The following is a 13,126-nucleotide window of genomic DNA, read 5'->3' on the forward strand; positions in this document are numbered from 1 at the left end:
AGCCGGACGGTACAACGGGAAGACAGCCCAGCAGGGCGTCAGTCAGTGGCAGAGCCACGACCACCGGAACCCGCTACGAGTATCAATGTCAGTGGTCGCACCTATGTTCAGTCGTGTCCCGCCGATGTGGCGCGGACGCCCCCTCGGTGCATAGGAGATGGTGCGTTGTCAGATTGGGAGAGGTCGAGCACGGCACGGGTGATGGCACCCGCGCGGCCGCGCAAGCTCGCCAAGGTCCCGTTCGTCGAACTGGCCGACGGACGCCTGCAGGGCGTGGTGTCCAGCGGTTCGGACATAGAGCGGGTCTACGTCTCGTCAGTGGCGGCCGGCAGCTATGCGTTCGCCTGCAGCACCAACAACAACCGGCCCTGCGGTGGCGCGCGGGGCTCGTTCTGCAATCACATCCGTGCTCTGATCACCGAGGCGGTGCTGCAGTACGGAGTCGAGCGCGTGGCCCGCTACCTGAAGGCCGAGGCCGTGGCCGGGGAACCCAGCGCGCAGACCCTCACCGCCGACATGATCAGCGCACGTCCGCCGCAGGGGGACACCAAGGCCGCCGCGCCCGTCTTCAGCCGGTTCCTGCGCCACCTGGCGTATCTGGAACTCGCGCCGGTCACCGCGCCGTTGCCGGAGATGCACTGGTTCCCGCCCACCAGGGCGGTGGCGTGATGCGCGCGGACCTGCTCGCCGGAACCGTCGCCGGGCTGGATGAGGCCCTGGCGGCCGTCGACGCCTTCGACCGGGCCCTCGTCGCCGGCCTGCTGCGCCCCCGCCCCGCCCAGGCCGCCGGCCTGACGGAGCTCGCCCATGCCGTCGCCGGGACGCCCCTGGCCTCCAGGGTCGCCGAGGCGGCCGAGAAGGCGGCCGCCGGAGCCGCGGGGGAGGACCACTACCTCGCCCTCGCCGCCGCCCGCACCGCACTCCTCGGATCCGTCCACGACGCGCTGACCACGCGCGTCGAGGAGGCCACAGGCCGCCCCCGCGGCGGGGAGAGCGTCCCCGCGCCCGGAAGGCGGCAGCCGGTGAACCTGCTCGCCGCCGCCCGCTCCTGGCTCTGCGACCTGGCGCGCACCGGCTGGCAGGGCATCGACCACGATGTGGTCTCCGGGTCGGCGCAGGTCGTCTCCGCGATGCTTCCGGACCCGGCGCTGCGCCGCCTGGCGACGCTCCTCGACGGCTTCGCCGCCGAACTCGCCGCGTCCTGCCCGGGCGCGACGCTGGAACGCGTACCGGCACGCCGCTGGGCGGACCTGTGGTCGCGCGCGATGCTGCTCACGCTGCCGGGTGCGGCCGATGCGCACCTGAGCGGTGCGCTCACCGGCCGGCTCCTGCCCCTCGGCGTCGACCTGCAAGAACACGCGACCGCCGTACAGGCCCAGGTCCACGCGGTGTTCGAGCCCGCAGAAGGCGGCGCGTCCCGCCTGGTGCGCGCCGGAGTGTCGGTGCCGAAACCCGACACGGTCGTCGGAGCCGGCCTATGGCAGCTGCTCCGCCCGCACATGTCACTCCTGGCAGCCGTCAGCGAGGGCCGCTCGATGGAGATCACCGACATGCCGGTCACGGCGGAGGGCGACCTCGTCTGGAGCGACGGGCACGCACGCCCGGGCGAGCCCGCCGACGCCTTCGCCACGGCCCGCGTCGCCCTGCCGACCGCCACCGGGGCACCGACCGCACCGCTGGACCGGCACCCGGCGCGCATCTCCGTGCCCGTGTTCCTGGAGGGCTACGCCGCTCAGAAGGAGGACGACGCGCTCACGTTCACCGTCGCCGGACACCCCCTGGCCGTCGACACCGACCGGATCCCGGCCGCCGGACCGCTCACCCCCGAAGCCGTCGCGGCCTCCGGGGCGTGCATCGGGCTGCTCCGCTGGGACGCGGGGACGTACCGGATCCAGCCCCTGGCCGTCGAGACGACCGTACGGAAGAAGGCCGTCGCGATCCACGCCGGGGGCTGGGCCGGGGGAACCACCGACAAGGCCGGGGTCAGGGCCGAGAAGGCCGCCACCGACGCCGTGGCCGTGCTGCGGGAACGCGCCGGAAGGCTGCTGCGGAAATGACGGAGCACATGACAGGACCCGCGGTGGACACCGACGAGAACCGTCGCCAGGTCCTGTACTGGCGGCTCCTCGCCCGTCTCTTCGACCAGGAGGAGCAGGCCGCACTCGAATCGGCGAGCCTCGCCGTCGTCGAGGACATCGGTCTGCCGACCTCGCTGCTGGACCCGCAGGCCTCCGTCGACTCCGTCGTGCAGCGACACCCGGAGCTGGCCGCCGAGTTCGACGGTCTGATGGCGCCCGAGCCGGATGAGGACGGTGCACGCGACCGGGCTGCCGAAGTCCGGCGTGCCGCACTGGTGTCGAAGGTGCTGCTGAACGTCTTCGCCTCCGGCTCGGGGACGGTCACCGCCGGACAGCTGACGCGCTGGCAGTCCGATGCGGGCTGGCTGGAGCGCGCGCTCGGGTGCAGCCCCGGAGAGCTGCGCGGCGGCCGCGCCGGGGGAGCGGGCGCGAGACGGGGAGTCAGCCCGGCCGGCACCGGTGGGCGCGGCACGACACCCGACCTCAGCCGGCTGATTCCGGAGATCGGCCCGGACCTCGCAGCCATCGAGGCGGACCTCGTCAAGCGGATGCGCCTGCGCGAGGTGCTGGCCGACTCCGAGCTCGCCGCGCAGCTGACCCCGAGCATGTCTCTGATCGAGCAGCTGCTGCGGGACAAGAACAACCTCTCGGGCGTGGCACTGACCAACGCCAAGGCCCTGATCCGCCGCTTCGTCGACGAGGTCGCCGAGGTACTGCGCACCCAGGTGGAGAAGGCCACGGCAGGCGCCCTGGACCGCTCGGTCCCGCCCAAGCGGGTGTTCCGCAACCTCGACCTCGACCGCACGATCTGGAAGAACCTCACCAACTGGAGCCCGGAGGAGGAGCGGCTGTACGTCGACCGCCTCTACTACCGCCACACCGTCCGCAAGACGACACCGCAGCGGCTGATCGTCGTCGTGGACCAGTCGGGGTCGATGGTCGACTCGATGGTGAACTGCACCATCCTGGCGTCGATCTTCGCCGGGCTGCCGAAGGTGGACGTCCACCTCATCGCGTACGACACGCAGGCGCTCGACCTCACGCCGTGGGTCCACGACCCCTTCGAGACCCTGCTGCGCACCAAGCTCGGCGGCGGCACCGACGGCACGGTCGCGATGGCGCTGGCCCAGCCGAAGATCGCCGAGCCCCGCAACACCGTCGTCGTGTGGATCTCCGACTTCTACGAATGGCAGACCGAGCCGCTGTTCGAGTCCATGGCCGCCATCCACCGCTCCGGGGCCAAGTTCATCCCGGTCGGCTCGGTGACCAGCTCCGGCCGCGGCAGTGTCAACCCGTGGTTCCGGGAGCGCTTCAAGGACCTCGGTACGCCGGTGCTCTCCGGCCACATCCGCAAGCTCGTCCACGAACTCAAGACGTTCCTCGCTTAGAAAGGCCCTCTCATGTCCGACATGTTGCGCGCCCCCGCCGAAATCAAGTTCGCCGAGGAACTGGACTGGCTGGAGTCCATCGACGACAGCCCCAAGCCCTTCTCCTGGCGCCTGTCACCCAAGATGGTCCGCCTGTTCATCCTTGGCTCCGAGCGTGCCGACGGCCTGGACCGGGAGGTCTCGCAGAAGTGGTTCGGCGACCGCAGTTTCGTCGAGCGTTCCATCGTCACCCTGGCCTCCGACCGCGGGCTGCTGCTCATCGGCGACCCCGGCACCGGCAAGAGCTGGCTGGCCGAACTGCTGTCCGCGGCGATCTCCCGCAACTCCACGCTGGTGGTGCAGGGCACCGCCGGCACCACCGAGGACCACATCAAGTACTCCTGGAACGTGTCCATGGTCATCGCCAAGGGCCAGTCACGGGAGTCGATGATCCCGTCACCGATCATGACCGCGATGGAGACCGGCACGATCGGCCGCTTCGAGGAACTCACCCGTTCCACCAGCGACGTCCAGGACGCGCTGATCTCGATCCTGTCCGAGAAGTACATCTCGGTCCCGGAACTGGACAGTGACGGCATCGTCTTCGCCAAGCCCGGCTTCTCGATCATCGCCACCGCCAACAGCCGTGACCGGGGCGTCAACGACCTGTCCTCGGCGCTCAAGCGCCGCTTCAACTTCGTCCGCATCCCGGTGGTGACGAACAAGAAGAGCGAGGCGGAGATCGTCCGCTTCCGCACCGAGGAACTGCTCCGCCGCCACCAGCTCGAACTGGACGTGCCGCCGACGCTGCTCGACGTGCTGCTGCAGAGCTTCGCCGACCTGCGCGCCTCGGCGGCCGCGGCAGGCAGCGACGACGAGAAGCTGGAGTCCGCGCTGTCCACCGCCGAACAGATCGGCGTGCTGGAAGACGCGATCCTGCACAGCGACTTCTTCGGCGAGCGTGCCCTGACCGCCCACGCGCTGGCGTCCTCGATCGTCGGATCACTGGCCCGGCGCGAGCCCGAGGACCTGGCCATCCTCAACAAGTACCTGCACGGCGTCGTCGAGCCCCGCAGCAAGGAGGAGGGCGGATGCTGGCCGGAGTTCCTGGAGGGCGGCCGCGACGCGATCGCCACCCTGTCATGAGCGGCACGCACGAGGGAACCTTCAAGGCGCTGCGCGCGCAGCTGCAGGAGGCCGCAGCGACGTTCGCCGACGGCCCAGACGCCCTGGAGGGCATCCTCCTCGGCATCGTCGACGACGTCGACCGCGCCGCGCGCGAGCCACTGGAGATATTCCCCGTCTGCCACCACTCGCCTGCCTCGGCGATCGCGATGGCGCGCCGCCTGCGGGAGAAGCAGCCGAAGGTCGTGTACCTGGAGCTGTGCGAGGACATGGCGCCGCTGCTGACCGAACTGCGCAACTGCAAGCTCCCGGTGGCGGTGCAGGCGTTCGCGACCGAGACCGACGGTTTCCCGGCCGAGTGGTCGCCGCTGTCGGTGGTGGCACCGATCACCGAGGCCTCCGCCGAGTACCAGGCGATCGCGTACGCACTGGACACTCCGGGTGTCGAACTGGTCCTGGTCGACCGGTCCTCGGACCACGTCTTCCAGTGGGACGCGCGCGGGACACACCCCGGTGAGGCCGCCGACACCGACACGCCGCCCGCCGACGAGGAGGCAGCGCTGCACGGCGACGCGGTCGGCGTCGAGATCGGTGACCTCCGGCCGCGCTTCGCAGAGCTGGAGGAACACCTGCTGCGTCACGGCAAGGTGCGGCATTGGTCGGAGTGGTGGCACCAGTACGTCGAACTGCCCCTCGGCGACAGCGATCACGACACCTACCGCCAGGTCATGCTCCTGATCGGCAGCCTGTTCCGGCGCCTCGCACCCGGCGACCCGGGGCGGGTGGGCGTGGACGAGGACCGCGAGCGCTACATGTGGACCAGGATGCGCCAGCACCTGGCCGCCACCGGCGCCGATCCCGCGGACTGCCTCTACGTCTGCGGCGCCTTCCACGCGGCCAGCCGTGTCGCGGAGTTCGGCGTCAAGGGCGCCGACACCTTCGAGATCAGCCCGCGCAGCGGCACCAAGTGGCTGCACGGCCTGATCCCGTCCAGCCACGCGGCGATAGAGGCACAGTTCGGCCTCGCGGCCGGCTCGGTGTCGATCGCCTCGACGGTCTGGGCGAAGAACGTCAGACGCACGCGGGTGGAGCCGTACCGCCTGGCCGGACAAGCGGGCGCGAAGGGGTCCAAGGGACTGAAGGGGCCGAACGGACCGAAGGCGAAGCAAACCCCGACCGCCGCGGCTCCCGAACCGGCGCTTCCGTCCTCCGACAAGCTGACCGGGTTCCTGCGCCAACCACCCGTCCTGGACCGGCTGGACGAGGCGGAACTGCTCGGCTGGTCCGTGGAGATCGTGCGCGCCGCGCGCCGCAACGGCTACCTCGCCTCAACCGCCGACGCCATCGCGGTGTTCGAGACGTCGATCCTGCTGGCACGGATGCGCGACCGGGCCAGGCCGACGCCGTACGACTTCCAGGACGCGGCCGTCACCTGCATCGAGAAGGACGCGGTGCCCGGCCGGCGTGACGTGCGCCGCCTCGTCGAGATCATGATGGGCGGCGACCGGATCGGCCAGGTCGGCTACGACGCGCTGCCACCGCTGGCCCGCGACGTGCACGACCGGCTCGCGCCCCTCAACCTCAAGCTCCAGCAACGCGGAGTGCAACGGGCGTTGCTGGACATCGCGGGGCAGCCGGAGCTGGAGCAGTGCTCCGACGTGCTGTGGATGCTGCGGTACCTGATGCCGCACGGCACCGCCCGGCCGATCATGGGCGAGCGGAGGCTGGGGGAGCGGCCGATCCAGGAGTCGTGGGACCTCTCGCTGGGCACCCACCAGCGTGCGCTCATCGAGCTCGGCTACGAGGGCGTCAGCATCGAGCAGGTCCTGGAGCAGCGCCTGCGCCGCACGGCGTACGCCCCGCAGGCCACCGCGGCGACGGTCCTGGAAACCGTCGAGGACGCGACGATGTACCTGCGCAGCCGCCGCCTCGCCGACGAGCTCGGCGCACGCGCTCTGGACGTGCTCTCCGCCGAACGCAGTGTCGACGGCGCACCCGAGGTGCTCCGCAGGGTACGGCGACTGCTGGCGTACTACCGCACCGGCGAGCCGGTGCTGCCGCCGTGGATCGAGTCCTTCGCCAAGACGGGATACGCGCACTACTGCACCCTGTTGCCGACGGCGTTCACGGACGACGACGCCACCGTCCGGCACGTGGCGGCGACGCTGGGCTTCCTGTTCAGCATGGAGAGCCTGGCGCTGTCGCTGGGGTGCGACCGGACCCAACTCGAGCTGGCGGTCGCCCAGTCGCATCCTCAGGACCCGCCGAAGACGGCGCTGCTGTGGGCGGCTCAGGTGCAGCTCGGGCGCCTCTCCCGGGCGGACTTGCGGGCGCGGTGCGACGAACTGCTGGGCAACCCTCTGGTGGTGCCCGCCTATCCGCGCTACCTCAGCGGCTTCGTACACGCCCTGGAACCCGTCCCGGGCCTCACCGACTTCGTCGTCGAGGCCGTGTCGCACGCATTCGGACGGCTGCCGGACCCGGTTCTGCTGCCGTGGCTGCCGACCCTGATCACCACTCTGCGAGCAGGCGGCGCCGAACTGGCCCCGCTGCTGGTCCGCGAGGCGGGGCGGATCTTCCCCGGCCGGCTCGCGGCACTGGACGAGTGGGTGCCGCCGTGGCGGGAGCAGCCGGAAACGGCGGTCGCGACGCGGCGGGCGGCCGGAGGCAACCGCGGTTGCACACTGCTCGCCGCCCACCCGGCGACGTGCGACGCGGTCGCGAGCCTGCTGGGCTGCGACGAGGCCTGGCAGTCGACGGATCCCGGCCCGCAGGGCGCGGTACTGACCGGTCTCCATCCGGCCACGGCCGAGGCTCTGGAGGTGCTGCTGGCGGGCGCGTGACCTCGCCCGGGGACCGGCTGCGCCCCACCGGGCCGCCGTCCGCGTGTCGAGGTGCCGTCCCACGTGCGCGCGGGCGTGGGACGGATCACGGTCCAACGCGCCACCTCGACGCCAGGGTTGGACTACTGGTAGGAAACCTTCCTATCCGCTACGCTCCCCGTCGGCGGCTTGGCGCGGTGCCCCTCCTCGGGCATGACGCGCTCAGCGAGAGCTCTGCCCCGGCCGCCGTGACGCTGCCCCTCTGCCCGCCCCCCGGCCGGGGGGTGGTGTCCCGCACCGGTGTCCAGCTCTCGCCGTCCCCAAGGCCAGGGAGTACAGGTATGCACCTGAATACCTTCGCTCGACCTCTCGTGTTCCGCAGCAGACTCCACACCCTCCCCCTCGTCCTCGCTGCCACGCTCGTCCTCGTCGGCGGGCTCCTGCTCGCCTGGCCCGGCCGGGCCGGAGCCGCCGCGGACCCGCTGATCTCGCGTGGAAAGCCCGCCACCGCCTCCTCCGCCGAGAGCTCCTCGCTCGGCGCCAAGAACGCCTTCGACGGCGCCCCCGCGACCCGCTGGGCCAGCGCCGAGGGCAAGGACCCCCAGTGGATCCGGGTCGACCTCGGGGCCGCCGCCACCATTTCCAGGGTCAGGCTGAACTGGGAGGCCGCCTACGCCAAGGCGTACCGCGTCGAGGTGTCCACGGACGGGGCGACGTGGACCCCGGTGGCCCAGGAAACCGCAGGCAACGGCGGCACCGACGACTGGACCGGGCTCTCTGGCAAGGGCAGGTACGTGCGCGTCCACGGCACCGCGCGCGGCACGGCGTACGGCTACTCGCTCTTCGAGGCCGAGGTGTACGGCACCCTCGACGGCGGGCCGCCCCCCACAGGCGCCTTCACCGTGGTCGCCGCCGGCGACATCGCCGCCCAGTGCACGGCCTCCGACAGCGGCTGCGCACACCCGAAGACCGCCGCGCTCGCCCGGCAGATCGATCCGAAGTTCTACCTGACGATGGGCGACAACCAGTACGACGACGCCCGGCTCGTGGACTACCGCGCCTACTACGACAAGACCTGGGGCGCCTTCAAGGCCAAGACCCACCCGGTCCCGGGCAATCACGAGACCTACGACCCGGCCGGCTCCCTCGCCGGGTACAAGGGCTACTTCGGGAGCATCGCCTACCCGCAGGGCAAGAGCTACTACAGCTTCGACGAGGGCAACTGGCACTTCATCGCCCTCGACTCCAACTCCTTCGACCAGGCCGCCCAGATCGACTGGCTCAGGGCCGATCTCGCCGCCCACGGCAAGAAGTGCATAGCCGCCTACTGGCACCACCCGCTGTATTCGTCGGGCGGCCACGGAAACGACCCGGTCTCCAAGCCCGTGTGGAAGATCCTGTACGGCGCGAAGGCCGACCTCGTCCTCAACGGGCACGACCACCACTACGAGCGGTTCGCCCCGCAGGACCCCGACGGCAAGGCCACCGCAGGCGGGATCGTGGAGGTCGTCGGAGGCATGGGCGGCGCCGAGCCCTACCCGATCGAGGACGTCCAGCCCAACAGCCAGAAGCGGATCAGCGGCCAATACGGCGTACTGAAACTGGAGTTCACCGACTCGGGCTACGGCTGGACCTACGTCGGCAGCGACGGACAGGTCAAGGACACGAGCCCGAAGTACAGCTGCCACTGATGTACCTGGCCAACACCGGCCGCCCGGACGCGCCGCCCCGCACCCCAGGGGCCCGGCGGCGCGTCCCCGCCACCGTCCTCGCGCTCGGCGCGGTCAGCCTCGTCACCGACGTCTCGTCCGAGATGGTCACGGCGGTGCTCCCGCTCTACCTCGTCCTGGGCCTTGGTCTCTCGCCGCTCCAATTCGGCTTCCTGGACGGCATGTTCAATGGCGCGACCGCGCTCGTACGGCTCCTCGGCGGGCGGCTCGCCGACCGCGGCGGCCGGCATAAACGGGTCGCCGGAGCCGGCTACCTGCTTTCCGCGCTCTCCCGGCTCGGGCTGCTCCTCGCCGGCGGAGCCGCCGCCGGCATCGCCGCCTCACTCGCCGCGGACCGGCTCGGCAAAGGCATCCGGACCGCCCCGCGCGACGCCCTGATCTCGCTCAGCGGTCCCCCGGAGACGCTCGGCCGGGCGTTCGGCGTGCACCGCGCCATGGACACCACGGGCGCACTCCTCGGCCCGCTGGCCGCGTTCGCCGTGCTGTGGGTGACCGCAGACGCCTACGACGCGGTGTTCGCCGTCAGCTTCTGCACCGGACTGCTCGGCGTGCTCCTCCTCGTCCTGTACGTCCCGCCCGCCGCGCCCCGCCCCTCCGTCCCCGCAGCAAACCCTTTGCGGCGAACGGCACTTCGCGACCCCGCCTTCCGGCGCATCCTGTACGCCGCGTCCCTCCTCGGCGCCGCGACCATCGGCGACGCCTTCCTCTACCTGTTGCTCCAGCGCGGTCTCGACCTCCCGCCCGCCCTGTTCCCCCTGCTCCCGCTCGGCGCCGCGGCCGGATATCTGCTGCTCGCCGTCCCGGCGGGCCGGCTCGCCGACCGGACCGGGCGGCGACTGCCCTTCCTGCTCGGCCACCTCGCCCTGCTCGGCGCGTACGCGGTGCTGCTCATCCCCATCGTCTGGCCGGCCGTCGTGGCGGTACTGGTCCTGTTGGGGATCTTCTACGCCTTCACCGACGGCGTTCTGATGGCGCTCGCCGGCCCCGTGCTGCCCGCGCACGGCCGGGCGGGCGGTCTCGCGGTGCTGCAGACCGGCCAGGCGCTGGCCCGGCTGCTCGGCGCGGCCGGGTTCGGGGCCGTCTGGACCTTCTGGGGGCAGGGGCCCGCCCTGTGGGCCGCGGCGCTCGCGCTGGCCGGGGCGCTCGCGGCCGCCTGGCGCATCCTGCCCGCCGCCGATCCCGCCGCCGCGCCCGCCGCCGATCCTGCCGCGGCCGCCCTCGCCGCCCCGGAGGCGCCGTGAAATCCCGCCCGCAGCAGCTCCGCCTCGCCCTCGTGGTGGCCGCCGTACTCGTTCTCGCGGGCGGCTCGCTGGGCTACGTACTGCATGCCAGGCATCGCGACCGGCTGTCCCCACAGGCCCCCGTGAACGGTACGTTCAGTCTCGACGAGCCCGGTCTCTACTTCCGGGACCCGGCCACCGGACTGGTCACCCGCGGTCCAGGCCCCGACGGCTCCCGCGCGCCCGGGGGCCCCTCCTGCGACCGGTTCTACGCCGCGGGAGACCGGGCCTTGTGCCTGCGCAAGCTGCCCGGCATCCCGGCGCGCACCCAAGCCCTCGTGCTCGACCGGCAACTGCGCGAGGTCCGCCGCGTGACCGTCCCGGGCATCCCCAACCGGGCCCGCGTCTCCGCCTCCGGGCGGCTGCTGTCCTGGACGACGTTCGCGACCGGCGACTCCTACGCCACCTCCGCCTTCTCCACGCGGACGTCGGTCCTGAACCTGAACACCGGCTATCTGATCAAGTCGATGGAGGAGATCCCGCTGACCCTGGACGGGTCCCGCCACCACGCCCCCGACGTCAACTACTGGGGCGTGACCTTCGCCCGGGACGACAACCGCTTCTACGCCACCGTCTCGACCAAGGGCCGCACTCACCTGGTCGAGGGCGACCTGCGGAACTGGACTGCGACGGCGTTGCGCGAGAACGCCGAATGTCCGTCCCTGTCGCCGGACAACTCCCGGATCGCCTTCAAGAAGAAGGTCTCGGACGACCCCGCGGCACCCTGGCGGCTGTACGTCCTCGACCTGCCGACCATGCGCGAACACCCCCTGGCCGAGCCGCACAGCGTCGACGACCAGGCCGCCTGGCTCGATGACATGACCGTCGCCTACGCCCTGCCGGGCGGTGACGGACGCGCGAGCGACATCTGGTCGGTCCCGGCGGACGGCACGGGCGCGCCCCGCCTCGTGATGCCGGGTGGCTCCTCGCCGGTCGCCGTGCGCTGAACGCTGCGGTAGGCAGGGATGGGTAAGTCAAGAATACTTGACATGGTGTCGTGACTGCTTGACACTCCGAGTGTCTGGTTTTCTTGACATGGGGGGCGGGAGTGGCAATCGAGGAAAAACGTGCCTGGAGCATGCTGGTGGCTGCGGTCGGGTCGTACGCGGTCTACCTGTGGATCGTGCTGGGGCGCCCCGCAGGAGTGCCGCTGACCCAAGTGCCGTACGTGGGAGCCCTGTTGTGGACGGTCGGCTCGTCGATCGTCGCGTCGATCGCCGCTCACATCGTGATCGCCGCGTTCTCGCCGCGCGACGCGAACCTCAAGGACCAGCGCGACCGGGAGATCCACCGCTTCGGCGAGTACGTGGGGCAGTCGTTCGTCGTGATCGGCGGGGTCACCGGCCTGGTCCTCGCGATGGCCGAGGCCGATCCGTTCTGGATCGCCAATGCCATCTTCCTGGCCTTCGTCCTGTCGTCGGTGCTCGGCTCGGCAGTCAAGATCATTTCCTACCGGTTCGGTTTCCACCCGTGGTGAAGGCGACGAGGGTCACCAACACCATCCGGGCCCAGCGCTTCGCCCAGGGCGAGATGACCCAGGCCGAACTCGCCCGCCGCATCGGCGTGAGCCGTCAGACGGTCATCGCCATCGAACAGGGCCGCTACTCGCCGTCGCTGGAGATGGCCTTCCAGATCGCCCAGGTCTTCGGCGTCCCGCTCGACAGCGTCTTTCAGTATTCAGCGACCCCTGCCGGCAGCTCGAACAGCACCGGCACCGAGGGAGACACCTCATGAGAGCCATCGTCCAAGACGTCTACGGTTCGCCCGACGTCCTGCGCCTCGACGAGATCGACCAGCCCGTGCCCGGCCGCGGCGAGGTGCTCCTGCGCGTGCACGCGGCCGGCGTCGACCAGGGCGTCTGGCACTTGATGGCGGGCATGCCCTACGCGATCCGCGCCGCGGGCTTCGGCCTGCGCGTCCCCAAGCAGCGCGTCCGGGGCATGGACGTGGCGGGCCGAGTGGAAGCCGTCGGCCAGAACGTCACCCGCTTCCGGCCGGGCGACGAGGTCTACGGAACCTGCACCGGCTCCTTCGCCGAGTACGCGTGCGCCAAGGAGGACGAACTGGCTCCCCGGCCCGCCCGGCTCACGCCCGAGCAGGCGGCCGTCGTCACGATCTCCGCGAGCACGGCCCTCCAGGCCCTGCGCGCCGGCCGGCTGGAGCCCGGCCAGAGGGTCCTGGTGATCGGAGCCTCGGGCGGCGTGGGGACGTACGCCGTGCAACTGGCCAAGGCGCTCGGGGCCGCCCACGTCACCGGGGTGTGCAGTGGCTCCAAGGCGGACCTGGTCCGCTCCCTCGGCGCCGACGAGGTCGTCGACTACGCCCGGGAGGACCCCGCCGACGGCGCCCGACGCTACGACCTCGTCCTCGACATCGCGGGCAACCGCCCCCTGGGCCGGCTCCGCCGGGCCCTGACCCCGCGCGGGAGCCTGGTGATCGTCGGCGGCGAGACCGACGGCCGCTGGATCGGCGGCAACGAGCGGCAGCTGTGGGCCCTGCTGCTGTCGCCCTTCGTCCGCCACCGGCTGCGGGGACTCGCCTCCGTCCCGCGTCACGAGGACCTGCGCGTCCTCGGCGAGCTCATCGAGTCCGGCTCGCTCACCCCGGCCGTCGACCGGACGTATCCCCTGACCGAAGTACCCGACGCCATACGTCGCCTGAGAGGGGGTCAGGTACGCGGCAAAATCGCGATCCGCGTGCAGGGTAGTCGGTAGACGTTGCGGC

11 protein-coding genes are annotated in these 13,126 nt (G+C 71.4%); all 11 read left to right on the top strand.

The genetic code is table 11. From position 1 onward, the window contains the following. Nucleotides 1–201 precede the first annotated feature (201 nt). The 11 genes from AB0D48_RS23820 (at nt 202) to AB0D48_RS23870 (ending at nt 13,116) form a co-directional block, all read left to right on the top strand. Complete coding sequence (locus tag AB0D48_RS23820; protein WP_362400345.1) at nt 202–669, top strand: hypothetical protein; 468 nt, start codon at nt 202–204, stop codon at nt 667–669. Continuing rightward, complete coding sequence (locus tag AB0D48_RS23825) at nt 669–2,057, top strand: hypothetical protein (RefSeq protein WP_362400348.1); 1,389 nt, start codon at nt 669–671, stop codon at nt 2,055–2,057. The genes AB0D48_RS23820 and AB0D48_RS23825 overlap by 1 nt, the downstream gene beginning before the upstream one ends. Nucleotides 2,058–2,065: 8 nt before the next feature. After that, nucleotides 2,066–3,466, top strand: coding sequence for a VWA domain-containing protein (locus tag AB0D48_RS23830; RefSeq protein ID WP_362400351.1), 1,401 nt, complete (start codon nt 2,066–2,068; stop codon nt 3,464–3,466). Nucleotides 3,467–3,478: 12 nt separating this feature from the next. Continuing rightward, the gene (locus AB0D48_RS23835; RefSeq protein ID WP_362400354.1) at nt 3,479–4,591 is read left to right on the top strand and encodes an AAA family ATPase; all 1,113 of its coding nucleotides are present in this window, start codon (nt 3,479–3,481) and stop codon (nt 4,589–4,591) included. Continuing rightward, nucleotides 4,588–7,413, top strand: a complete 2,826-nt coding sequence (locus tag AB0D48_RS23840; protein WP_362400357.1) for a DUF5682 family protein — start codon at nt 4,588–4,590, stop codon at nt 7,411–7,413. The genes AB0D48_RS23835 and AB0D48_RS23840 overlap by 4 nt, the downstream gene beginning before the upstream one ends. 350 nt (nt 7,414–7,763) lie before the next feature. After that, nucleotides 7,764–9,083 carry a discoidin domain-containing protein gene (locus AB0D48_RS23845; RefSeq protein WP_362400360.1) on the top strand — a complete coding sequence of 440 codons (1,320 nt, stop codon included), beginning with the start codon at nt 7,764–7,766 and terminating at the stop codon, nt 9,081–9,083. Next, nucleotides 9,083–10,363: an MFS transporter gene (locus AB0D48_RS23850; protein ID WP_362400363.1), complete on the top strand. Its 1,281-nt coding sequence runs from the start codon at nt 9,083–9,085 to the stop codon at nt 10,361–10,363. Before AB0D48_RS23845 ends, AB0D48_RS23850 begins: the two co-directional genes overlap by 1 nt. Further along, nucleotides 10,360–11,349, top strand: a complete 990-nt coding sequence (locus AB0D48_RS23855; RefSeq protein ID WP_362400366.1) for a hypothetical protein — start codon at nt 10,360–10,362, stop codon at nt 11,347–11,349. The genes AB0D48_RS23850 and AB0D48_RS23855 overlap by 4 nt, the downstream gene beginning before the upstream one ends. 101 nt (nt 11,350–11,450) lie before the next feature. Continuing rightward, nucleotides 11,451–11,879, top strand: coding sequence for a hypothetical protein (locus AB0D48_RS23860; protein ID WP_362400369.1), 429 nt, complete (start codon nt 11,451–11,453; stop codon nt 11,877–11,879). Next, nucleotides 11,876–12,136, top strand: a complete 261-nt coding sequence (locus AB0D48_RS23865) for a helix-turn-helix transcriptional regulator (RefSeq protein ID WP_362400372.1) — start codon at nt 11,876–11,878, stop codon at nt 12,134–12,136. The genes AB0D48_RS23860 and AB0D48_RS23865 overlap by 4 nt, the downstream gene beginning before the upstream one ends. Then, nucleotides 12,133–13,116 carry an NAD(P)-dependent alcohol dehydrogenase gene (locus tag AB0D48_RS23870; protein ID WP_362400375.1) on the top strand — a complete coding sequence of 328 codons (984 nt, stop codon included), beginning with the start codon at nt 12,133–12,135 and terminating at the stop codon, nt 13,114–13,116. The genes AB0D48_RS23865 and AB0D48_RS23870 overlap by 4 nt, the downstream gene beginning before the upstream one ends. Nucleotides 13,117–13,126 lie beyond the last annotated feature (10 nt).

This window comes from Streptomyces sp. NPDC048269 (assembly GCF_040652395.1).
Lineage (GTDB): Bacteria > Actinomycetota > Actinomycetes > Streptomycetales > Streptomycetaceae > Streptomyces.